Source organism: Limimaricola hongkongensis DSM 17492, assembly GCF_000600975.2.
GTDB lineage: Bacteria > Pseudomonadota > Alphaproteobacteria > Rhodobacterales > Rhodobacteraceae > Limimaricola > Limimaricola hongkongensis.
On the sequence record NZ_KK088649.1, the window covers coordinates 303766 to 324312 of the forward strand.

Annotated in this window: 21 protein-coding genes and 1 tRNA gene; 12 read left to right on the forward strand and 10 right to left on the reverse strand. The window is 70.9% G+C overall.

All coding sequences use genetic code 11. From position 1 onward, the window contains the following. Window positions 1-39 precede the first annotated feature (39 nt). Complete coding sequence (locus LOKHON_RS03500; protein WP_162561751.1) at window positions 40-1617, reverse strand: PAS-domain containing protein; 1578 nt, start codon at window positions 1615-1617, stop codon at window positions 40-42. Window positions 1618-1739: 122 nt separating this feature from the next. Continuing rightward, on the reverse strand, window positions 1740-3113 hold the full coding sequence (regB, locus tag LOKHON_RS03505; protein ID WP_017927785.1) for a sensor histidine kinase RegB: 1374 nt from the start codon (window positions 3111-3113) through the stop codon (window positions 1740-1742). Window positions 3114-3204: 91 nt separating this feature from the next. Here regB and LOKHON_RS03510 point away from each other — a divergent pair, with 91 nt between their 5' ends. Then, the gene (locus tag LOKHON_RS03510) at window positions 3205-3831 is read left to right on the forward strand and encodes an SCO family protein (RefSeq protein ID WP_017927784.1); all 627 of its coding nucleotides are present in this window, start codon (window positions 3205-3207) and stop codon (window positions 3829-3831) included. A gap of 52 nt (window positions 3832-3883) precedes the next feature. Further along, on the forward strand, window positions 3884-4435 hold the full coding sequence (locus LOKHON_RS03515; RefSeq protein WP_017927783.1) for an ActR/PrrA/RegA family redox response regulator transcription factor: 552 nt from the start codon (window positions 3884-3886) through the stop codon (window positions 4433-4435). A gap of 72 nt (window positions 4436-4507) precedes the next feature. On the opposite strand, the gene LOKHON_RS03520 is transcribed toward LOKHON_RS03515, so the two are convergent. The 4 genes from LOKHON_RS03520 to LOKHON_RS03535 all read right to left on the reverse strand — a co-directional run bounded on the left by LOKHON_RS03520 (window position 4508) and on the right by LOKHON_RS03535 (window position 8533). Beyond that, window positions 4508-4583: transfer RNA gene (locus LOKHON_RS03520), tRNA-Thr, on the reverse strand. Window positions 4584-4625: 42 nt separating this feature from the next. Further along, window positions 4626-6203, reverse strand: a complete 1578-nt coding sequence (locus tag LOKHON_RS03525) for a heme biosynthesis protein HemY (protein WP_017927782.1) — start codon at window positions 6201-6203, stop codon at window positions 4626-4628. A 10-nt stretch (window positions 6204-6213) separates the two neighbouring features. Next, complete coding sequence (locus tag LOKHON_RS03530; protein WP_017927781.1) at window positions 6214-7716, reverse strand: hypothetical protein; 1503 nt, start codon at window positions 7714-7716, stop codon at window positions 6214-6216. A gap of 85 nt (window positions 7717-7801) precedes the next feature. After that, window positions 7802-8533, reverse strand: a complete 732-nt coding sequence (locus tag LOKHON_RS03535) for a uroporphyrinogen-III synthase (RefSeq protein WP_017927780.1) — start codon at window positions 8531-8533, stop codon at window positions 7802-7804. A gap of 75 nt (window positions 8534-8608) precedes the next feature. On the opposite strand from LOKHON_RS03535, the gene tsaD reads away from it, so the two are divergent. From tsaD to LOKHON_RS03560, 5 genes are read left to right on the forward strand one after another with little or no spacing between them, the layout of a single operon-like run. Next, window positions 8609-9700, forward strand: coding sequence for a tRNA (adenosine(37)-N6)-threonylcarbamoyltransferase complex transferase subunit TsaD (gene tsaD / locus LOKHON_RS03540; protein WP_017927779.1), 1092 nt, complete (start codon window positions 8609-8611; stop codon window positions 9698-9700). Further along, window positions 9697-10665, forward strand: a complete 969-nt coding sequence (locus tag LOKHON_RS03545; RefSeq protein WP_017927778.1) for an NAD(P)H-dependent glycerol-3-phosphate dehydrogenase — start codon at window positions 9697-9699, stop codon at window positions 10663-10665. The genes tsaD and LOKHON_RS03545 overlap by 4 nt, the downstream gene beginning before the upstream one ends. Further along, window positions 10662-10934, forward strand: coding sequence for a YciI family protein (locus tag LOKHON_RS03550; protein WP_017927777.1), 273 nt, complete (start codon window positions 10662-10664; stop codon window positions 10932-10934). Before LOKHON_RS03545 ends, LOKHON_RS03550 begins: the two co-directional genes overlap by 4 nt. Then, window positions 10934-11359 (forward strand): EVE domain-containing protein, encoded by a 426-nt coding sequence (locus tag LOKHON_RS03555; protein ID WP_017927776.1) that lies wholly within the window; start codon window positions 10934-10936, stop codon window positions 11357-11359. The genes LOKHON_RS03550 and LOKHON_RS03555 overlap by 1 nt, the downstream gene beginning before the upstream one ends. Before the next feature lie 52 nt (window positions 11360-11411). Beyond that, complete coding sequence (locus tag LOKHON_RS03560; RefSeq protein ID WP_017927775.1) at window positions 11412-11807, forward strand: DUF1761 domain-containing protein; 396 nt, start codon at window positions 11412-11414, stop codon at window positions 11805-11807. Window positions 11808-12025: 218 nt separating this feature from the next. Here the strand turns inward: LOKHON_RS03560 and ahcY are convergent, their stop codons facing one another. After that, complete coding sequence (ahcY, locus tag LOKHON_RS03565; RefSeq protein ID WP_017927774.1) at window positions 12026-13417, reverse strand: adenosylhomocysteinase; 1392 nt, start codon at window positions 13415-13417, stop codon at window positions 12026-12028. Window positions 13418-13568: 151 nt separating this feature from the next. On the opposite strand from ahcY, the gene LOKHON_RS03570 reads away from it, so the two are divergent. Next, on the forward strand, window positions 13569-14519 hold the full coding sequence (locus LOKHON_RS03570) for a glycosyltransferase family 8 protein (RefSeq protein ID WP_017927773.1): 951 nt from the start codon (window positions 13569-13571) through the stop codon (window positions 14517-14519). Then, on the forward strand, window positions 14516-15109 hold the full coding sequence (locus LOKHON_RS03575; protein WP_081610554.1) for an HD domain-containing protein: 594 nt from the start codon (window positions 14516-14518) through the stop codon (window positions 15107-15109). Before LOKHON_RS03570 ends, LOKHON_RS03575 begins: the two co-directional genes overlap by 4 nt. A gap of 4 nt (window positions 15110-15113) precedes the next feature. Here LOKHON_RS03575 and msrA read toward each other — a convergent pair whose 3' ends face one another. The 3 genes from msrA to LOKHON_RS03590 form a co-directional block, all read right to left on the reverse strand. Next, window positions 15114-15752 carry a peptide-methionine (S)-S-oxide reductase MsrA gene (gene msrA, locus LOKHON_RS03580; RefSeq protein ID WP_017927771.1) on the reverse strand — a complete coding sequence of 213 codons (639 nt, stop codon included), beginning with the start codon at window positions 15750-15752 and terminating at the stop codon, window positions 15114-15116. 163 nt (window positions 15753-15915) lie between these two features. Next, the gene (locus LOKHON_RS03585; protein ID WP_017927770.1) at window positions 15916-17142 is read right to left on the reverse strand and encodes an argininosuccinate synthase; all 1227 of its coding nucleotides are present in this window, start codon (window positions 17140-17142) and stop codon (window positions 15916-15918) included. 79 nt (window positions 17143-17221) lie between these two features. Then, window positions 17222-17674, reverse strand: coding sequence for an NUDIX domain-containing protein (locus tag LOKHON_RS03590; RefSeq protein WP_017927769.1), 453 nt, complete (start codon window positions 17672-17674; stop codon window positions 17222-17224). A 70-nt stretch (window positions 17675-17744) separates the two neighbouring features. On the opposite strand from LOKHON_RS03590, the gene hslO reads away from it, so the two are divergent. Genes hslO through LOKHON_RS03605 form a run of 3 tightly spaced genes read left to right on the forward strand, consistent with a single transcriptional unit; the run spans window position 17745 to window position 20537 of the window. After that, window positions 17745-18788, forward strand: coding sequence for an Hsp33 family molecular chaperone HslO (gene hslO, locus LOKHON_RS03595; RefSeq protein WP_017927768.1), 1044 nt, complete (start codon window positions 17745-17747; stop codon window positions 18786-18788). Next, window positions 18775-19383 carry a CoA pyrophosphatase gene (locus tag LOKHON_RS03600; RefSeq protein WP_017927767.1) on the forward strand — a complete coding sequence of 203 codons (609 nt, stop codon included), beginning with the start codon at window positions 18775-18777 and terminating at the stop codon, window positions 19381-19383. The genes hslO and LOKHON_RS03600 overlap by 14 nt, the downstream gene beginning before the upstream one ends. Further along, window positions 19380-20537, forward strand: coding sequence for a CCA tRNA nucleotidyltransferase (locus LOKHON_RS03605; protein ID WP_017927766.1), 1158 nt, complete (start codon window positions 19380-19382; stop codon window positions 20535-20537). Before LOKHON_RS03600 ends, LOKHON_RS03605 begins: the two co-directional genes overlap by 4 nt. The last annotated feature ends 10 nt before the right edge of the window (window positions 20538-20547 follow it).

A 20547-nucleotide genomic window follows, 5' to 3' on the forward strand; every position in this document is an offset into this window, starting at 1 on the left:
CTATGCGCTGGGCCGTGTGCTGCAAGCCGAAACGCCCCGTCAGCCGCCGCCTGCGCGAAGCTGCGCTGCACCGTCGGGCGCGGTGTCGTCATTGAGCGGCGCGATGACGCGGGGCGCGTCCGGCGCATCGAGCTGGAAGCTGGCCAGCGTCGCGCCGCCGGGCAGCGGCGTGAAGCGGCAGCCCATGGCGCGCCCGTCATGAAGCCGCAGCCGGTCGGACCATTCGGCCCGCTCGCCGAAGGCGCCGGCGAAATCGCGCAGCTCGCCGAGCACCGGCGACGGCGCGAGCAGGCGCTGCCAGCGCGCGATCTCGTCGCTCAGCCCGATATCCGCGAGACCGGGATCGGGCGCGCCCCAGAGCATGTCGTAGCCGGCGTTGTGCAACAGCCGCACGCCGCCGGCCGAAAACACCGCGACCGCGTCGGGCAGCGTGTCGAGCACCGCCCGCGCGGTGTCGATCTCGGCCCTGAAATGCCGGCTGAGCGAGATCTCGGCGCTGATATCCTCGAACAGGAAGGCCAGGGCCCCGTCCGGGTGCGGCCGCCCGGTGACGCGAAAGGTCCGGCCACCGGGCAGCGACCAGGTTTCGCAATAGGTGCCGCGCGCGGCCTGCGCCTCGAGCGCGGCGACCTGTTCGCGCCAGCTGGTGTAATCCTTGGGCTCGGGCAGCATGTTGCTGTCGCGCAGCCGGTCGAGCACGGTCTGCACCTGCGGGCGCGAGCTGAGAAAGGCGATCGGCAGCCCGGTGAGGTCGTGATAGGCCGGGTTGAACATGACGAGCTTGCGGTCGCGGTCGAAGATGGCAAGACCGATGGCGAGCTGCGCGAAGGTCTTGGTCAGGGTCTGGACGAATTTGCGCCGGGCCTGCTCGGCCTCGACGATCCCGGTCACGTCGAGCGCGAAATGCACATGCTCGGTGCCGCGTTGGATGCGGGTGATCTCGAACCAGCGGCGGCGCGCGTCCCCGGCGGGCGGCAGGCTGACACGGCAGCTTTCGGTGTCGGAACCGGCGGGCGCGAAGGTCTTCGCGCCGAACAGGTCGGCGGATCCGTCCGCCGCCGTGGCGGCCTGCGTCTCCAGAAGCCGCATATAGGCGCGGTTGGCCCAGCTCAGCCGCCCGTCCTGGTCGAGCTTCCAGATCAGCTGCGGCGCGTCTTCCCCGATGCAACGCAGCGTCTCCAGCTCGTCCTGCAGCGCCGCGAAGGCGATCGGGTCGACCGGGCCCGGCGCCGCGCCGTGCGGCCCGTCCGGGCACAGGGTCAGCCGCAAGAGCCCGTCCCAGTGTTCGATCTCGATCCGGCCGAGCCCGCCGCGCGCCTCGATCCAGCTGCGACCATCGCCGTCGAGCCCGCGCAGCCGGTCGCGCAGGCCGGGAAAGCGGTGCTCCAGAAGGTCGAGCAGAAGCTCGCGCTCGGTTCCCGCGCCCTCCATCCGGTCGAGCAGGCGCCGGGCCGGCGGGCTGGCGTCGATCAGGCAATCGCCGTCGAACAGAAAGACGCTGCGCGCGTCGGAGGCGACGCCGCGGGGCCGGGCGGCGGCCATGATCCTGCCCGACAGGGCCACGATCATGGTCGCCGACAGGGTCGAGACGCAGGCCACGATCAAGAGCAGGAACAAGGGAGCAAAGGGCATATGGCACGCAACTTTTACGGGTGCGTCCCAGATTGGAAAGCAAATCTTAACCGTGGGTTAACCCCGCGGCGCGGTGACGAGGCGTCGCGGGGGCGTGACGCAGCGTCTCAGGGCAGGAAATGCGGGTTGGGCGTGCCCGCGGCGGGCGCCGCCTCGATCTTGTCGCGCGGCCAGGCCAGCAGCACGATGGCGCCGCCGGCCGCCGCGCCGCTGGCGCGCAACTGCGCGCCGCCATTGGCAAAGCTGAGCCGCGCGCCGGAGCGTTCCAGCAGCGTCTTCGCGATGAACAGCCCCAGCCCCATGCCGTCGTAGCCCGGCCTGCGGCGCGAGCGCATGAACGGATCGCCGATCCGTCCGATCAGCCCCGGCGGAAAGCCCGGCCCGTCATCCTCGATCTTCACCATGACGCTGTCGGCGGTCCATGACAGGTCGATCTCGACCCGGCTTTCCGAAAAATCGACGGCGTTCTGAATGAGGTTGCGCAACCCGTGCACGATCTCGGGGCGGCGGTGGATCAGCGGCTGCGCGTCCATCTCCTCGCCGTTTTCGGGCTCGGCCCCGACCGCGAAGACCACCTCGCGCCCGCGCGCCAGATGCGGCTCCGCCGCCTCGCGCACCACCGCCTCCAGCGGCGCCTGCCGCAGGTGGGTGTCCTCCTTTCCCGCGCGGCCCATGGAACGCAGGATGTCGCGGCAGCGGATCGCCTGCGCCCGGATCAGCGCCGCGTCCTCGGCCAGTTCGGGATTGTCCGAAAGATCGTCCGCCAGCTCCGCGGCGGTGAGCGTGATGGTGGCCAGCGGCGTGCCCAGCTCATGCGCGGCGGCGGCGACGACGCCGCCCAGATCGGTCAGCTTCTGCTCGCGCGACAGCGCCAGCTGCGTCGCCGCCAGCGCGTCGCCCATGGCCTGCATCTCGATCGTCACCCGGCGCACGTAGAGCCCGATGAAGATGATGCCGACCGCCAGCGCCAGCCAGACGCCGAAGCTCAGCAGGGCGGGGGGCGACAGCTGGGTCATCTGCGGCGACAGGATCGGCAGGCCCCACAGCCACAGCACCGTCACCGACACCAGCGCCAGCCCCCCCACCAGCAGCAGGCCCGGCAACCGCAGCATCGTCGCCGCGATGGTGACCGGGGCCAGCATCAAGAGCGCGAAGGGGTTGTCGATCCCGCCGGTGAGCCACAACAGCACCGACAGCTGCGCCACGTCGAAGACCAGCATCGCGGTGGATTCCCGCTCGCTCAGCCGCCGCGTCGCGGGCATCAGGAAGGCGGCGAGCAGGTTGGCGATGCCCGCCGCCCCGATGGTGATCGCCACGAGGCCGGTGGGAAAGACGAGGCCGTAGACCAGCGCGGCGACCAGCGCCGCGCCGGTCTGGCCCGCCACGGCGATCCAGCGCAGCAGGATCTGGGTCTTGAGCCGGACGCGGTTGCGGCGGCCGAAATCGCGCAGCATCGCCAATTCGGAATCGTGAAGGGGCAAGGCGTGGCTCCGGCTTGTGCGTCAATGAGCACCATTGATAGGCAGCCCCCGCGCCGCCATCAATGCGGCGGCCCGTCCCACAGGAGTTCGCATGCAGCGTCCCATCGCCATCGCCGCCGCCGCCACCGTCGCCGCCCTCGTCGGCGGCGCGCTCGTGGCCACCACGATCCTCGCCCCCTCGGACCGGCTCGCCGCCTGCCGCACCGGCAATGTCGCGGGCGGGTTCGACAAGCTCGGCGGGCCGTTCACGCTGCTCGACGCGGGCGGGCGCGAGGTCACCGATGCCGATGTCATCACCGAACCCAGCCTCGTCTATTTCGGCTATACCTCCTGCCCGGATGTCTGCCCGGTCGACAACGCCCGCAACGCCGCCGCGGTCGACATTCTCGCCGAGGATCACGGCATCGAGGCACAGCCGGTGTTCATCACCGTCGACCCGGCGCGCGACACACCCGAGGTGATGGGCGATTACGCCGCCAACATGCATCCGCGCATGGTCGGTCTGTCGGGCAGCGACGCGCAGATCGAGGCCGCCGCAAAAGCCTATTCGACCTATTATGCGCGCGCCGACGACGACCCGGACTATTACCTGATGAACCACCAGACGATGACCTATCTGGCGCTGCCGGGGCAGGGCACGGTGGAGTTCTTCAAGCGCGACGACGGCCCCGAGGAGGTGGCGCGCCGCACCGCCTGCCTGGTCGCGGCGGCGGATTGACCCCGCGCGGGTCAAGGCTAATCTCTGCGCACGTCCAAGAGGAGAGCCATTCATGAACGCAGAGGCAATCGATCTCGGCCCCGACCCGAGCCTGCTGCTCGTCGATGACGACGAGGCCTTCCTGCGCCGGCTTGGCAAGGCGATGGAAAAGCGCGGCTTTGCCGTGACCATGGCCGGCACGGTCGAGGAGGGGCGGCGCATCGCCAGCCAGACGCCGCCGGCCTATGCGGTGGTCGACCTGCGGCTCGAGGATGGCAACGGGCTCGACGTGGTCGAGCTTTTGCGCGGCACCCGGCCCGAAGCGCGGATCGTGGTGCTGACCGGTTACGGCGCGATCGCCACCGCCGTGGCGGCGGTGAAGATCGGCGCGACCGATTACCTGTCCAAGCCCGCCGACGCGACCGAGGTGACCAACGCGCTTCTGGCGCGCGGCGACGCATTGCCGCCGCCGCCGGAGAACCCGATGAGCGCCGACCGCGTGCGCTGGGAGCACATCCAGCGGGTCTACGAGCTGTGCGACCGCAATGTGAGCGAGACGGCGCGCCGTCTGGGCATGCACCGCCGCACCTTGCAGCGCATCCTCGCCAAGCGCAGCCCGCGCTGACGCCGAACGGCGGAGAGCAACGAAAAAGGCGCGCCCCTCGGGGCGCGCCTTTTTTCTTGACCGCGATGGCGGTGGTGCCGCTGAAGGGACTCGAACCCCCGACCCCATCATTACGAATGACGTGCTCTACCAGCTGAGCTACAGCGGCGCCCGGGCGCCTCTTAGCACCCGGGCGGCGGCGGGGAAAGGGCTATTTTCGCCCTTCGGCCATGGCGTCGGCCTCGGTTTTTTCGGGCCGCGCGGACGGGTCCGTCTCGACGATCTCTGCCTCGTCCACCGGCTTGCCGTTGGCCGGTTCCGGCGCCTTGGCCGCGGCCTCGTGCGCGGGCAGCGGCGAGGCGGTCGGCGCGGCGTCGCGCAGGGCGGGGACCGACGGTTCGGCGCGGCCGACACCGCCGCCGACGATCAGCGGCAGCATCTCGGTGCCGCGCGGCAGCGTCGTGCCGCTCTCGGTCGGGCGGGTCCAGCCCAGCGTGTCGAAGGCGTGGCAGTTCGAGCAGACCGGCTCCCAGTGCGGATGCACGTTGTGGCAGTTCTCGCAGACCCATTGCGGGCCGCGCGGCGCGGTCAGCGCCCGCGTCAGCCAGCCGCGCACCACCGCGTCGTCGGCGCCGCGGCCGCGCTCGATCGCCGCCATCAGCGTCAGCACGCGGGCGGTGGGATCGGTGTCGACCAGGTCGCCCAGGGCGCGCCGCGCCTCGTTGAACTGCTCGGCCGCGATCAGGAGCTCGGCTTCGAGCATCCGCGTCTCGGGGTGGTCGGCGCGGGCCTTGATCAGGGTCGAGAACCGCTTGAGCCGGGCCTGCGCGTCCTCTTCGGGGGCGATTTCGGCAAAGACCTGCGCGAGGTCGGGATGCGGCTCGGCCTCCCAGGCCTTGCGGATCACGCGGGTCGCGTAGCGGGTGTTGCCGACGGCAAGATAGCTGCGCGCGGCCAGCACCGCCGCCGGGATCAGGTCGGGCGACAGCCGGTTCGCCTCGATCGCCTTTTCGCGCGCCTCGATGTCGAGCGTATCATCCATCACGTCGCGCGCCTCGGACAATGCCAGCACCGCGTCGCGGCGGCGCGCGACGTTGCGCGGCAGCGCCCCAGAGCGGCGTTTCGCGTCGAGCGTGGCGCGCGCGCCGGACCAGTCATGCGCCTCGGCCTGCAGCCTGAGCAGCGTGTCCTGCGTCTCCACGTGGCGCGGCTTGAGCTCGAACGCCTTGCGCGCCAGCGCCATGGCGGTGGCGGTGTCGCCCTCGGCGAGCCGCTGGCGCATCAGGCCGCGCACGCCGACGAAACGGGTGCGGTCGATCTGAACCAGCGTGCGATAGGCGCTTTCGGCGGTCTTGTGGTCGCCGGTCAGCTCGGCGCCCTGGGCCACGAGGATCGAGGTGATCTCGGGGCGGCGCAGGTAGCGCTCGGCGCGGCGGCCCTTGGCCACCGCGGTGTCGCCCTCGCCGGAGGCCAGCGCGATCAGGCCTTCGCCAAGCGCCTTGTAGCCCTTGCGCTCGCGCGAGCGCGAGAACCAGCGGCTGAGGGCGGTGTCGTCGCCATTGACGAAGTTCACCAGGGCGAGCGTCAGGCCCAGCGCCTTGAACACCAGCCAGCCGAGCAGCGCCAGCAGCGCGATCGCCAGCACCAGCTGCAGCGGGCCGAGCGTGACCTCGTAGCCCGCCATGGCGATCTCGGCCCCGCCGGTCACGTCGGTCAGCCGCGCGGCGGCCCAGGTGAGGCCGGCGACGGCGGCGACGAAGACCAGGATCTTGATCAGGGACAGGAGCATGTGCGGCGCCTCAGTTCTCGGTCAGGGATTGCGACAGGGTGTCGGCGGCGGCGAGCGCTTCGGCGCGGGCGCGCGCCAAGGCGAGCCAGTCTTCGAGCGGCGCGCGCACCGGTTCGGGCAGGGCGTCGAGTTCGGACAGCACCTCCTGCAGCCGCCCGTCGCGCAGCGCGGCCTCGGCGCGCGACAGCACGGCGTCGGTGGTTGCGCCCTCGACGGGGGTGGTGGAGCGCAGCTGCAGCGTGTCGCGGAAAAAGCCCGCGACGCGCCCGCCCTCTTCGCCCGAAAGCCCCTCGCGCCGGGCCGTGGCCAGCGCCGCGCGGGCGGGCTCGGCAAAGCTCTCGATCAACGCGGAGCGGCTGGCCACGCCATCGGCGGCGGGGCCGGCCAGGGCGGCGGGGATCTCGGCCGGAGAGGTCGCCTGCAGCTCTTCGAGCAGGGCGGGATAGGGTTCGCCCGTTTCCAGAGCGGCCTCGATTTCGGCGAGCGTGGCGCGGGCGCGGGCGCGGGCGGCGACGGCGGCGGCCTCGGCCTCGATCTGCGCGGCGCTGCGTTCGGCCTGCGTGACCCCCTGCGCGGCCTGCTCGGCCATGGCGGCGATCTCCTGCGCCTGGGTTTCGAGATCGGCGCGCAGCGCGTCGACCTCGCCTTGCCAGCGGGCGACGGCCTCGCGCGCCAGCGTGCCATCCGGTCCCGCGCTGGCTTCGGCCTGCGCCAGCCGGGTTTCAAAGCCGTCGAGCCGGGCGGTCAGATCGGCAAGACCGGTTTCGGTCGCGCCCAGCCGCGCGTCCAGATCGGACAGGCCGGTTCCGGTTTCGGCGCGCAGCGCGTCGAGACCGTCGGCCAGCGGCGCGATCTCGCGCTCCACCGCGCCCAGCCGGGTGTCGAACTCCGCGCCGCGCGGATCGCGGTCGAGCCAGAGCCAGCCCGCGCCGAGACCGAGCGCCGCGGCGATCAGCCCGCCGAGCAGGCCGGCGCCGAGCCCCGAGGCCTTGCTCGGCGGGGCGGGGGTCGGGCCACGGCCCGCGCCGTGGCGGGGGCCGGTCTCGCGCGGGGGCACGGTCTCCTGCGCCGCGGGCGCGGCGCTCTTGGCGCCGGGCGCCGGGTCGGGGCCGGTGTCGGTATCGGGCGCAATGTCGGGCTTGGTGTCGGAGGCCGCGTTTTCGCCAGGCCGCGGGTTGCGCTTGACGGCGGGCATCGCGCCTGCGGTGCTTCCGGTGCTTCCGGTGCTTCCGGTGCTTCCGGTGCTTCCGGTGCTTCCGGTGCTTCCGGTGCTTCCGGTGGTGCCGAGGTCGACGGCGGCGGTGGCCGGACGCGGGTCGGCGGGCTTGGTCGCGGGTTCGGAGGGCGCGGTCTTGGCTTTTTCATCGGCGGCGGGGGCGCCGGGGGCGGGCTTTGCGGTCTCGGGCGTGGCCGGTCCGGTCGCGTCGCTTTTGGGGGCGCTGGCCGATTTCGGCGCCGCGCCTGTCCTTGCACCGGCGGGCCTGCCGGGGGTGCCTGTCGTCTTTCGTGCCAAAACCCTGTCCCTTCCGTCCCCGATCGCGGCGGATTTCCCAAGCCGTCGCTGCATTTGCAGACCCTAGCCCGGCCCGTGCGGCGCCTCAAGCGCCGCTCGGCGGGCATCGATCCCTTGAACCGAACGCCGCATGCGCCCCAAGGGTTGCCTCGATCATCGCCGAGGCCTCTGGCCGGGCGGCGATGGAGACCGTCAGGCCGGGCGCGGCAAAGGGCCGCGCGGCGGCGGCGCTGATCGCCACCACCGCGACCGGCGCGGCGATCGGCCCGCATCCCGCCAGCAGCGCGGCGCTGCGCGGCGAGAAGACCGGCGCGATCACCGGCACCGCCCCGTCGAGCAGCGCCCGCCCCTGCGGCGGCAGCGGCTGCGCCGTCTGGGCATAGACCACCGCCTCGGCGCAATCGCGCCCCGCCGCGCGCAGCCGTGCCACGAGGTCGCCGCGCTGGTGATCGCCGCGCAGGTGCAAAAGCGGCCCCGCATCGGGGGCGGCGAGGATCGCGGGCAGCATCGTCTCGGCGGTGCCGCCGCCGTCGCGCGGCACGAGCCCCGCCGCCCGCGCCGCCTGGGCGGTGCGCGGCCCCACGCACCAGGCGGGCAGGCCCGCATAGCCCATCCGCGCCGCCCCTTCGGCCCCGCGCTCGGAGGTCAGGATCAGCGCGGCCGGATCGGGTGCGGGGCGCGGCGGCGTCACCGCGTCGATGCGGATGAGCGGCGCGATCACCGCCTGCAGATGCCGCCCCGCCGCGATCTCCAGCTCCGCGAGAAAGCGCCGCGCCGCCGGCACGGGCCGGGTCAGAAGCAGGATCGGCTCGGCCATCTCGTCCCCTCGCGGCATTGTTCAGACCCGGCGGGGATGGTAGCTGCGACAGGCGCGGGCGCAAGCGGGGCGGACATGGCCAGACTTACCATTCTCGGCATCGAATCGAGCTGCGACGACAGCGCGGCGGCGGTGGTGCGCCAGGAGGACGGGCACGCGCGCGTGCTCTCCTCGGTGGTGCGCGGACAGGCCGAGCTGCACGCGGATTTCGGCGGCGTCGTGCCCGAGATCGCCGCGCGCGCCCATGCCGAGGTGCTCGATCACTGCGTCGAGGCGGCGCTGGAGGAGGCCGGTCTCGGCCTCAATGATCTCGACGGGATCGCGGTGACCGCCGGTCCCGGGCTGATCGGCGGCGTGCTGTCGGGGGTGATGCTGGCCAAGGGGCTGTCGGCGGCCACGGGGCTGCCGCTGATCGGGGTCAACCATCTCGCGGGCCATGCGCTGACGCCGCGGCTGACCGACGGGCTCGATTTTCCCTATCTCATGCTGCTGGTCTCGGGCGGGCATTGCCAGTTTCTCGTGGCCGAGGGCGAGGACCGGTTCCGCCGGCTGGGCGGGACCATAGATGACGCGCCGGGCGAGGCCTTCGACAAGACCGCCCGTCTTCTGGGCCTGTCGCAGCCCGGCGGCCCGGCCGTCGAGGCAGAGGCGCGCGCGGGGGATGCGGATCGCATCGCGCTGCCGCGCCCGCTTCTGGACCGGCCCGGCTGCGACATGTCGTTCTCGGGGCTCAAGACCGCGCTCTTGCGCGCCCGCGATGCCGAGATGGCGCGGGCCGGCGGCCTGACCCGCGCCGCGCGCGCCGATCTGGCGGCGAGCTTCCAGAAGGCGGTGGTCGATATCCTGCACGAAAAGACCCGCCGCGCGCTCGATCTCTATCTCGATCCCGCGCCCGCGCGCCCGGCCTTCGCGGTGGCGGGGGGCGTGGCGGCGAACGGGCCGATCCGCGCGGCGCTGCAGACGCTGTGCGCCGCGCGTGGGGTCGCCTTCTCGGCGCCGCCGCTGGCCTTGTGCACCGACAACGCGGCGATGATCGCCCATGCGGGCCTCGCGCGGCTCGCGGCGGGAGAGACGGACGGGCTCGATTTGTCGGCCCGGCCGCGCTGGCCGCTCGATGCGCGCGCCGCGCCGATGATCGGGTCGGGCAAGAAGGGGGCGAAGGCATGAGGATCGGGATCGCCGGATCGGGCGCCTTCGGCACGGCGCTGGCGGTGACGCTGGCGCAGGCGGGGCAGCAGGTGACGCTCTGGGCGCGCGATGCGGCGGCGGTCGAGACGATGCGGAGCGAGCGCCGGGTGGCGCGACTGCCCGATATCGACCTGCCGGAAGGCATAGACCCGGTCTCTGAGCTTTCGGCGCTGTTCGCCTGCGACACGATCCTTCTGGCGCTGCCGGCGCAGGCGACGCGGGTCTTCGTCACCGATCACGCGGGCGCGCTCGCGGGCAAGGTGCTCGTCGCCTGCGCCAAGGGCATCGACCTGCACAGCCTCACCGGCCAGACCGCGATCATCGCCGAGGCCGTGCCCTCGGCCACGCCCGCGCTTTTGACCGGGCCGAGCTTTGCCGCCGACATCGCGCGCGGCCTGCCCACGGCGCTGACGCTGGCCTGCACGGATACGGGCTGCGGCGCGGCGCTGCAAAAGGCGCTCTCGACGCCGACCCTGCGGCTCTATCGCAGCGCCGACGTGATCGGCGCCGAGCTGGGCGGCGCGCTCAAGAACGTCATCGCCATCGCCTGCGGCGCCTGCATCGGCGCAGGCTTCGGCGACAGCGCCCGCGCCGCGCTGATGACCCGCGGCTTTGCCGAGATGCAGCGCCTCGCCGCCGCCCTGGGCGCGGCGCCCGAGACGCTGATGGGGCTGTCGGGTTTCGGCGACCTGGTGCTGACCTGCTCGTCGGAATTGTCGCGCAACTACCGCTACGGTCTGGCGCTGGGCCGGGGCGAGGCGTTCGACAGCCACACCACGGTCGAGGGCGCGGCCACCGCGCGCGCCGTCACCGATCTCGCGGCCGCCCGCGGGCTCGACCTGCCGATTTCGGCGGTGACGGCGCGCATGGTGGCGGGCGATCTCACGCCGCTTCAGGCGCTCGACGCGCTGATCAACAGACCCCTCAAGGAGGAACGAGAATGACATTCGCCGTCATCACCCGCGACAAGCCCGGCGCGCTGCAGATCCGCCGCGACACCCGCGAGGCGCATCTCGAATACATCGCCGACACCGGCGTCGTGACCATGGCCGGGCCGTTTCTCGGCGCGGATGGCGACATGGACGGCTCGCTCGTCATCCTCGACGTGGCCGACATGGACGCCGCGCGCGACTGGGCCGAGAACGACCCCTATGCCCGCGCAGGCCTGTTCGAGCGCGTCGAGATCCGCGCATGGAAGAAGGTGATCGGCTGATGCGCTACTGGCTGTTCAAGTCCGAGCCGAACGTCTGGTCGTGGGACCAGCAGGTCGCCAAGGGCGACGAGGGCGAGGAGTGGGACGGGATCCGCAACTACCAGGCCCGCAACTTCATGCGCGAGATGGAGATCGGCGATCGCGGCTTCTTCTACCATTCCAACATCGGCAAGGCGGCGGTCGGCGTGGTCGAGGTCTGCGCCACCGTGCACCCCGACAGCAAGGCGGATGATCCGCGCTGGGAATGCGTCGACATCCGCGCGCTCTACAAGCTCGGGCGCGAGGTGAGCCTCGACGAGATCAAGGCCGAGCCGCGTCTGGCGCAGATGGTGCTGGTCAACAATTCGCGGCTCTCGGTGCAGCCGGTGGCCGAGGATGAGTGGCGCGTGATCCACGAACTCGCGGGATCTTTGGCCGAGGCATAGCGCGCTGCCGCCGTTCGGGTCACTGTGGGAAAAATCCTTGGAGGGATCTCGAATGGCGATAGTCTCGATCTTGCTGGCGGCGCTGGCCTCCTTCGCGCTGGGCTCGGTGTGGTACATGAGCCTTGCCAAGCCGTGGATGGCGGCGTCGGGCGTGCCGGTGGGCGAGGACGGCAAACCGGTCAATGGCAGTTCGCCCACGCCCTATCTCGTCTCCTTCGTCGCGATGCTGATCATCGCGGCGACGATGCGCTATGGCTTCGGGCTGGCGGGGATCGCGACGCCGGTGGGCGGGCTGTTCGGCGGGCTGGCGGTGGGGGCGCTGTTCATCGCGCCGTGGATCACGCTCAATTGCGGTTACGCGGGCCGGCCCTGGTCGCTCGCGGTGATCGATGGCGGCTACGCGGCGCTGGGCTGCGCGGCGATGGGGCTGGTGCTCGGGCTGTTCTGAACGTGGTATCGGGGGGGCGGCACGGGGCACCAGCACCCCCCGTCTCACCCGCGGACTCCCACCCGGCGGATACGTGAAACTATGGGGTCTGGCCGTCCTGACCGACAGGCAAAGCCATAGGCCGAACCGCGATTCGAGGCAATGTTTCTGCGCGGAGAACTCGATTTCAATCCGCCCGGTTTTCTTAAGCTCCGCGCAAGTCGGATACGCGCGCGGGATCAGTAGCGGTAATGCTCGGGCTTGAACGGCCCCTCCACGGGCACGCCGATATAATCGGCCTGCGCCTGCGCCAGCGGGGTGAGCTTGGCGCCGACCCGTTCGAGATGCAGCCGCGCCACCTTTTCGTCGAGCGACTTGGGCAGGACCGACACGCCGGGGCGCAGCGTGTCGCCACGGGTCCACAGCTCGATCTGCGCCAGCACCTGGTTGGTGAAGCTCGCCGACATCACGAAGGACGGGTGGCCGGTGGCGTTGCCGAGATTCAGAAGCCGCCCCTCCGACAGCAGGATGATCCGGTGGCCCGAGGGCATCTCGACCATGTCGACCTGGTCCTTGATCCGTGTCCATCTGTGGTTGCGCAGGGCGGCGACCTGAATCTCGTTGTCGAAATGGCCGATATTGCCGAGGATCGCCATGTCCTTCATCTCGCGCATGTGCTCGATGCGGATCACATCGCGGTTGCCGGTGGCGGTGACGAAGATGTCGGCGCTGGCGACCTCGTCTTCCAGAAGCGTCACCTCGTAGCCATCCATCGCCGCCTGCAGCGCGCAGATCGGATCGGCCTCGGTCACCTTCACCCGTGCCCCCGCGCCGCGCAGCGACGCCGCCGATCCCTTGCCGACGTCGCCATAGCCGCAGACCACCGCGACCTTGCCGGCCATCATCGTGTCGGTGGCCCGCCGGATCCCGTCGACGAGGCTTTCGCGGCAGCCATAGCGGTTGTCGAATTTCGACTTGGTGACGCTGTCGTTCACGTTGATCGCCGCAAAGGGCAGGCGGCCCGCGCGGTGCAATTCGTGCAGCCGGTGCACGCCGGTGGTCGTCTCCTCGGACACGCCGCGGATCGCGTCGCGCTGGCGGGTGAACCAGCCGGGGCTCTGGTCGAGCCGCGTGCGGATCTGGTCGAACAGCGCGGCTTCCTCTTCGCAGGTCGGCACCGCGATCAGATCGGCCTCCCCCGCCTCGACCCGCGCGCCCAGGAGGATGTACATCGTCGCATCCCCGCCATCGTCGAGGATCAGGTTGGCGCCGTTCTCGAAGCCGAAGATCCGGTCGGTGTAGGACCAGTAGTCCGCCAGCGTCTCGCCCTTGACCGCGAAGACCGGTGTGCCGCCCGCCGCGATCGCCGCCGCCGCGTGATCCTGCGTCGAGAAGATGTTGCACGAGGCCCAGCGGACATCGGCGCCCAGTGCGATCAGGGTTTCGATCAGCACGGCGGTCTGGATCGTCATGTGCAGCGAGCCGGCGATGCGCGCGCCCTTCAGGGGGCGGGTGTCGCCGTATTCCGCGCGCAGCGCCATCAGCCCGGGCATCTCGGTCTCGGCGATCGCGATCTCCTTGCGACCCCAATCGGCCAGCGAGATGTCCTTGACGACGTGGTCCTTGGCCATCGGTGGCCTCCTTGCGCGATCGAGGGAACCTTGCCTCAGGCTTAGCACCGGGGCCATCGCGCTGGCAATCGCGGCGCGATTGAAGCGGGGCGGCGCGGCGTGGTAGCGCAACGGGGCCGTTTGGGGCGGGGCCCGTCGAAGGAGAGCGCGGATGGATGTGAGGGTCGAAAGCGACCGGCCGGCGCGGCATCGCCATGCGGTGGTGTTCTGCTGCGACGATAATTACCTGCCCTATGCCGCCTTCGCGGCGGCACAGATCGCGCAGCTCGCGCCCGAACGGGATTTCGACATCGTCATCTGCGCCGACACGCGGCTCGAATTGCCCGACGCGCTCGGCCTGCGGCATTGCGTGATCGACGCGGGCGGCATGTTCGACGGCTTCGGGCTCGACGCGCGGCGCACCGTGTCGACCTATCTGCGGCTTGCCGTGCCCGAGGCGCTGGCGCGGGATTATGACCGCATTCTCTATCTCGACAGCGACGTCTTCGTGCGGGGCGGCGATTTCGACGCGCTTTTGCGCGTGGATCTCGGCGGGCGCCCGGCGGCGGCGGTGCGCGACAACCAGCAATGGCGCACGCCGGGCCGCCATGCCGCGGATCTCAAGGCGCTGGGCCTGCCGAACGGGGCCTATTTCAACGCGGGCGTGATGCTGATCGACGTCGCCGCGTGGCGCGGGGGCCGGGTGCTCGAGCGCGCGCTCGAGTTCGGCCAAAACAACGCGGGCCGGATGCGCCACAAGGACCAGACCCTGCTCAACGCGGTGCTGCAGGGGGAGTGGGCCGAGATCGCCCCGGTCTGGAACTGGCAATACACGCGGGCCTCGCGGCTGTTCGAGGCGATGCTCGACACGCATGTGGTGCATTTCATCGGCCCGGCCAAGCCATGGGCCGATCCCGAGCACCGGCTGCCGCCGCAATTCGCCGCCGGGCTGGCGCGGTTCATGGCGCGGTGGTTTCCCGACCGTTCGCGCCCCGTGCCGGGGCGCGGGCCGATGGGCGTGCCGGGGGCCGCGCGGGCGCTGGCCTGGACCCATCTGCGCGGCGCCGGGCGCACCGAAGCCTATCTCGGGCGGTTCGCCGGCGACCTGACGGTGCTGCCATGAGCCGCGCGCCGCGAGCCTGGCAGCGGATGCTGTCGGGGCGCAGGCTCGACCTGCTCGACCCGACGCCGATGGATGTGGAGATCGCCGACATCGCGCATGGACTGGCCTTCGTGGCGCGCTGGAACGGCCAGACGCGCGGCGATTTCGCCTATTCGGTGGCCGAGCATTCGCTGCTGGTCGAGGAGATCTTTGCCGCCTGCCACCCCGATGCCGGGCCGCGCTGGCGGCTTGCGGCGCTGTTGCACGACGCGCCCGAATACGTGATCGGCGACATGATTTCGCCGGTGAAGACGGCGGTGGGGCCGGGATACGCCGCGCTCGACGCGCGGCTGACGGCGGCGATCCACCTGCGTTTCGGCCTGCCCAGCGTCCTGCCCGCCATGGTCAAGAAACGCATCAAGCGCGCCGACAAGGTGTCGGCCTGGATCGAGGCCGTGCGGATCGCCGGGTTCTCGGAGGCCGAGGCGGACCGCCTGTTCGGGCGGCAGGCGCGCGATCTCGCGGCGCGGTTCGAGATTCGGCTCAGGCCGCCGCGCGAGACGCGGGCGGCCTTCGTGGCACGGCACGAGGAGTTGCTCGCCGCGATCTAGGGCGTCAGTTCACGAAGGGCGCGTCGGCCCCCCACAGCTCGCGGACCCGGAAATCGCGGCCACAGCCCTCGCGGTAGCGTTTGTAGGCTTCGGATTTCGGCACGAAGAGCCCGACCGACGAGACCGAGAGCCGCTCGCTGCTCTTGTAGTAATCCTGGTGATAGCCGTCCGCCGGGTAGAACGGCGCGTCGCCCAGGACCGGCGTGACGATGTTCTGGCCCAGATCGGCCTGCGCGGCCTGCTTGGCGGCCTCGGCGGCGGCCTTGTCGCCCGCATCGGCGAAGATCGCGGTGCGGTAGGAGGGGCCGCGGTCGCAGAACTGCCCGCCCGCATCGGTCGGATCGATCGAGCGGAAGAACAGGTCGTAAAGCTGCCGCGCCTCGACCCGCGCCGGGTCATAGGTGATCTGCACCGCCTCGTAATGGCCGGTGCCGCCGCCGGTCACCTGTTCATAGGTCGGGTTCGCGGTGTCGCCGCCGGCAAAGCCCGACACCGCCTCGATCACGCCGTCGACCTTTTCGAAATCGGCCTCGACGCACCAGAAGCAGCCCCCCGCGACGGTGATGGTCGCGGTCTGCTGGGCCTGCGCCACCGGGGAAAGAAGCGCGATGAATGCGGCGGCTGCGAACGGGATACGGGCCATGTGATCTCCTCCTCTGGTCACCGCGCGACAGTGCCGCGGATGTCCTTGGACGCAAGACAAGGCTGCGTGAGCGGCGCGTGACCGATGGCCACTTTGTTCCCCAAATACGCAGATCCCGCCGCCGCCGCGGACGCCGCGCCCGAAGGCCCGGCGCCCGCACCGGTCACTTCACCCGGCGGTCGCGCGCGGCCAGAAGCTTCAGGCGCAGCGCGTTGAGCTGGATGAAGCCCTTGGCGTCGACCTGGTCATAGGCGCCGGCATCCTCCTCGAAGGTCACATGCGCCTCGGAGTAGAGGCTGTGGTCGGACCAACGCGCGATGGTGCGGGCCGATCCCTTGTAGAGCTTCACCCGCACGGTGCCGGTGACATGCTCCTGGCTGCGGTCGATCAGCGCCTGCAGCATCTCGCGCTCGGGGCTGAACCAGAAGCCGTTGTAGATCAGCTCGGCATAGCGCGGCATGATCGAATCCTTGAGATGCCCCGCGCCGGAATCCAGCGTGATCTGCTCGATGCCGCGATGCGCCTCGAGCAGCACGGTGCCGCCCGGCGTTTCGTAGATGCCGCGCGACTTCATGCCGACGAAGCGGTTCTCGACGAGATCGAGACGCCCCACCCCGTGCTTGCCACCCAGCTCGTTGAGCCTGGTGAGGATGGTCGCGGGCGACATCGCCTCGCCATTGATCGACACCGCGTCGCCCTTCTCGAACCCGATCTCGATGATCTCGGGCTCGTTCGGGGCGTCCTCGGGGGCGACGGTGCGCTGATAGACGTATTCGGGCGCCTCGTCGGCCGGATCTTCGAGCACCTTTCCCTCGGAGGAGGTGTGCAGCAGGTTCGCATCGACCGAGAAGGGCGCCTCGCCGCGCTTGTCCTTGGCGATCGGGATCTGGTTCTGCTCGGCGAATTCCAGGAGCTTGGTGCGCGAGGTCAGGTCCCATTCGCGCCACGGCGCGATGACCTTGATCTCGGGGTTGAGCGCGTAGGCCGCGAGCTCGAAGCGGACCTGGTCGTTGCCCTTGCCGGTGGCGCCGTGGGCGACGGCATCGGCGCCCTCGGCCTCGGCGATCTCGACCAGGCGCTTGGAGATCAGCGGCCGGGCGATCGAGGTGCCGAGCAAATAGAGCCCCTCGTAGAGCGCGTTGGCGCGGAACATCGGGAAGACGAAGTCGCGCACGAACTCCTCGCGCAGATCCTCGATGTGGATCGAGGTAGCGCCCATCATCTCGGCCTTCTTGCGGGCGGGCTCCAGCTCTTCGCCCTGGCCGAGATCGGCGGTGAAGGTGACGACCTCGCAGCCATATTCGGTCTGCAGCCATTTCAGGATGATCGAGGTGTCGAGACCGCCGGAATAGGCGAGGACGACCTTCTTCGGGGCGGGCTGGGCGGCCATGGGCAATTCTCCTAAGGGACGTTCAGTGGCGTGGGTTACTGGCTTTCGGCCCTTGGGGCAAGCGCGTGGCGGGGCCGCGTCAGCGCGGCAGCCGGCCCTGGGCATAGGCTTGGGCGAAGGCGCGGTCGCCGGCATTGCCCAGGCGCGGCGCGGCGGCCTGCGCGGGCATCCACAGCGCGCGGTGGCCCGGCTCGGTCGGGGCGCCGTGCGGGCGCACCGGGCGGGCGGCATAGATGTGGCACAGCTTTTCGCCCCACATGTCGTAATCGGGCATGAAGACAAAGCGCCGGAACGCGCCCAGGCGCCGGGCGCCGCCGATGCGCCAGCCGGTCTCCTCGAGCACCTCGCGGTGCAGTGCGGCGAGCGGGCTTTCGCCCGGATCGATGCCGCCGCCGGGCAGCTGGATGTCGTCGGGGTCGTCGGCCTTGCAGGTCAAAAGCAGCGCGCCGCCGCGCTCCAGCAGCGCGTAGACGCCGGCCCGGTGCCTGTAGCGCAGACCGCGCCTTACCTGTTCGCCATAGCGCGGGATCATCCCTTTTTGTCTCCGGACAAGCTTCCTATATGGTCGCGGTATGCCCATCCCCGACACGCAAGGAAACCCCATGAGCCTCGGCGCCCGCATTGCCTGGGACGACACCGTCCTGCCCTTTCAGCTCGACCAGTCCGACATCCGTGGCCGGGTCGCGCGTCTCGACGGCGTGCTCGACCGGGTTCTCGAACAGCATGACTATCCCCCCGCGATCGAGGCGCTGGTCGCCGAGATGGCGCTTTTGACCGCGCTGATCGGCCAGACGATGAAGCTGCGCTGGAAGCTGTCGCTTCAGGTGCGCGGCGACGGGCCCGCCCGGCTGATCGCCACCGATTACTACGCGCCCACCGAGGACGGCGCCCCGGCCCGCATCCGCGCCTGGGCCAGCTTCGACGAAAGCCGTCTCGACGAGAGCGCCGATCCTTACGCGCTCATCGGCAAGGGTTATTTCGCGATCCTGATCGATCAGGGCCAGGGCAACCAGCCCTATCAGGGGATCACGCCGATCACCGGCGCCTCGCTCGCCTCCTGCGCCGAGACCTATTTCGCGCAGTCCGAGCAGATCCCGACGCGGTTTTCGCTGAGCTTCGGCAAATCGACCGAGCCGGGCCGGGGCGAAAGCTGGCGCGCGGGCGGCGTGATGCTGCAGAAGATGCCGAAAGCCTCGCCGCTGGCCAACCCCGAGGGCGGCTCGGGCGAAGACGGCTTGCTGGAGGCGCGCGACATCCTCGACGAGGATGAGGGCGAGAACTGGAACCGCGCCAACGTGCTTCTGGACACGGTCGACCAGCTGGAGCTGATCGGCCCGAGCGTGGCGCCGACCGATCTTCTGGTGCGGCTGTTCCACGAGGAGGCGCCGCGGGTGTTCGAGACCCAGCCGGTGCAGTTCGGCTGCACCTGCTCGGAGGCCAAGGTGCGCCAGAGCCTGTCGATCTATTCGGCCAAGGACATCGCGCACATGACCACCGAGGACGGCATCGTCACCGCCGATTGCCAGTTCTGCGGCGCGCATTACGAATTCGCGCCCAACACGCTCGGCTTCGAGGCGACCGAGGGCCCGGACGCCAAGGGCGCCGAGGCCGACACCGGGGGCAAGGCCGCCGGTGGACGGGGCTGAAGCGGGCATAGAAGCCCGGCTCGCCCGGGCGCTGGCGCATCCGGGCGATGCCTCGTCGGATTACGACATCGACCCGCGATTGCCGGTGCCCGAGGGGCGCAGTTTGCGCCAGGCCGGCGTGCTCGCCGCGATCCATCTCGATGGCGGCGCGGCGCGGCTCTTGCTGACCAAGCGTTCGGCCAGGCTGCGCCATCATCCCGGCCAGATCGCCTTTCCCGGCGGCAAGGTCGAGGCCATGGATGACGGGCCGGTCGGAGCGGCGCTGCGCGAAGCGCATGAGGAAATCGGCCTGCCGCCGGGCAGGGTCGAGGTGCTGGGCGCCCTGCCGCCGCACGAGACGGTGACGGGGTTTTCGGTGACGCCGGTGATCGGCCTGTTGCGCGGGGCTTTCACGCCGGTGGCGGAGGCAGGCGAGGTGGCCGAGATCTTTTCGGTGCCGCTGTCGCACGTGACCGATCCCGCGCGGTTTCGGATCGAGGGCCGGCGTTGGCAGGGGCGGCGGCGGCACTATTATGTGGTGCCGTGGGGCCCGTATTACATCTGGGGCGCCACGGCGCGGATGCTGCGCAGCCTGGCCGAAAGGATGAACCGATGAGCGAGCGGATCGAGGCGGAGTGGCTGGAGGCGGCGCCCGCGCGTGCCGTCACCGGCATGCTGGAGGCGGCGGGGTTCCAGGCCTGGTTCGTCGGCGGCTGCGTGCGCAACGCGCTTTTGGGCGCGCCGGTCTCGGATCTCGACCTGACGACGGATGCCCGGCCCGAACGGGTGGTCGAACTGGCCCGCGACGCCGGGCTGAAGCCGGTGCCGACCGGCATCGATCACGGCACGGTCACGGTGGTGGCCCATGGCACGCCGATCGAGGTCACGACCTTTCGGCGCGACGTCGACACCGATGGCCGCCGCGCCACGGTGGCCTTTTCCGACGACATCGCCGAGGACGCGGCGCGGCGCGATTTCACGATGAATGCGCTCTATGCGGATGCGCGTGGCCATGTGGCCGACCCGCTTGGTGTCGGGCAGGCCGATCTCGCGGCACGGCGGCTCAGCTTCATCGGCGATCCGCATGAGCGCATCCGCGAGGATTACCTGCGCATCCTGCGGTTTTTTCGGTTTCACGCGTGGTACGGCGCGCCCGAGGGCGGCATCGATCCCGACGGGCTGGCCGCCTGCGCCGAGTTGGCCGAAGGCATCGGCGGGCTGTCGCGCGAGCGGGTCGGCGCCGAGATGCTCAAGCTGATGGCGGCAGACGACCCGGCGCCCGCCGTGGCCTCCATGGCGATGTCGGGCGTGCTGATGCGGGTGCTGCCGGGCGGGGCGTCGGATCCGCTCTCGGTGCTGGTGCATGTCGAGGAGGAGGCTGGGCTCGACCCCGACCCGATCCGGCGGCTGGCGCTGGTGGGGGGCGACGAGGTGGCCGAGCGGCTGCGGCTGAGCCGGGCGCAGGCGGGCGCGCTGCAGGCTCTGCGCGACGCGCAGGAGGCGGGCTGGGGGCCGGGCGAGCTGGGCTACCGGCTGGGCCGGGCGCGCGCGCTCGACGTTCTGGCGCTGAACGCGGCGCTGTCGGGCCGCGAGATCGATCCTGTTTCACGGGAAACCGCCCTCGTCGGCGCTGCGGCGGCGCTGCCGGTGAAGGCCGCCGACCTGATGCCGGATTTCAGCGGACCGGCGCTGGGCGAAAAGCTGCGCGAGATCGAAGCGCGCTGGATCGCCTCCGGCTTCACTTTGGAACGGGCCGAGCTTCTCTCTTAGGTTGCGCGGC

Coding starts and splice junctions, on each gene's coding strand:
- LOKHON_RS03515 (WP_017927783.1), top strand. CDS start 3,884: ATGAACGCAGAGGCAATCGATCTCGGCCCCGACCCGAGCCTGCTGCTC.
- LOKHON_RS03560 (WP_017927775.1), top strand. CDS start 11,412: ATGGCGATAGTCTCGATCTTGCTGGCGGCGCTGGCCTCCTTCGCGCTG.
- LOKHON_RS03590 (WP_017927769.1), bottom strand. CDS start 17,674: ATGATCCCGCGCTATGGCGAACAGGTAAGGCGCGGTCTGCGCTACAGG.
- LOKHON_RS03525 (WP_017927782.1), bottom strand. CDS start 6,203: ATGCTCCTGTCCCTGATCAAGATCCTGGTCTTCGTCGCCGCCGTCGCC.
- LOKHON_RS03605 (WP_017927766.1), top strand. CDS start 19,380: ATGAGCGAGCGGATCGAGGCGGAGTGGCTGGAGGCGGCGCCCGCGCGT.
- tsaD (WP_017927779.1), top strand. CDS start 8,609: ATGGCCAGACTTACCATTCTCGGCATCGAATCGAGCTGCGACGACAGC.
- LOKHON_RS03550 (WP_017927777.1), top strand. CDS start 10,662: ATGACATTCGCCGTCATCACCCGCGACAAGCCCGGCGCGCTGCAGATC.
- hslO (WP_017927768.1), top strand. CDS start 17,745: ATGAGCCTCGGCGCCCGCATTGCCTGGGACGACACCGTCCTGCCCTTT.
- msrA (WP_017927771.1), bottom strand. CDS start 15,752: ATGGCCCGTATCCCGTTCGCAGCCGCCGCATTCATCGCGCTTCTTTCC.
- LOKHON_RS03575 (WP_081610554.1), top strand. CDS start 14,516: ATGAGCCGCGCGCCGCGAGCCTGGCAGCGGATGCTGTCGGGGCGCAGG.
- LOKHON_RS03535 (WP_017927780.1), bottom strand. CDS start 8,533: ATGGCCGAGCCGATCCTGCTTCTGACCCGGCCCGTGCCGGCGGCGCGG.
- LOKHON_RS03570 (WP_017927773.1), top strand. CDS start 13,569: ATGGATGTGAGGGTCGAAAGCGACCGGCCGGCGCGGCATCGCCATGCG.
- LOKHON_RS03585 (WP_017927770.1), bottom strand. CDS start 17,142: ATGGCCGCCCAGCCCGCCCCGAAGAAGGTCGTCCTCGCCTATTCCGGC.
- ahcY (WP_017927774.1), bottom strand. CDS start 13,417: ATGGCCAAGGACCACGTCGTCAAGGACATCTCGCTGGCCGATTGGGGT.
- LOKHON_RS03545 (WP_017927778.1), top strand. CDS start 9,697: ATGAGGATCGGGATCGCCGGATCGGGCGCCTTCGGCACGGCGCTGGCG.
- LOKHON_RS03555 (WP_017927776.1), top strand. CDS start 10,934: ATGCGCTACTGGCTGTTCAAGTCCGAGCCGAACGTCTGGTCGTGGGAC.
- LOKHON_RS03510 (WP_017927784.1), top strand. CDS start 3,205: ATGCAGCGTCCCATCGCCATCGCCGCCGCCGCCACCGTCGCCGCCCTC.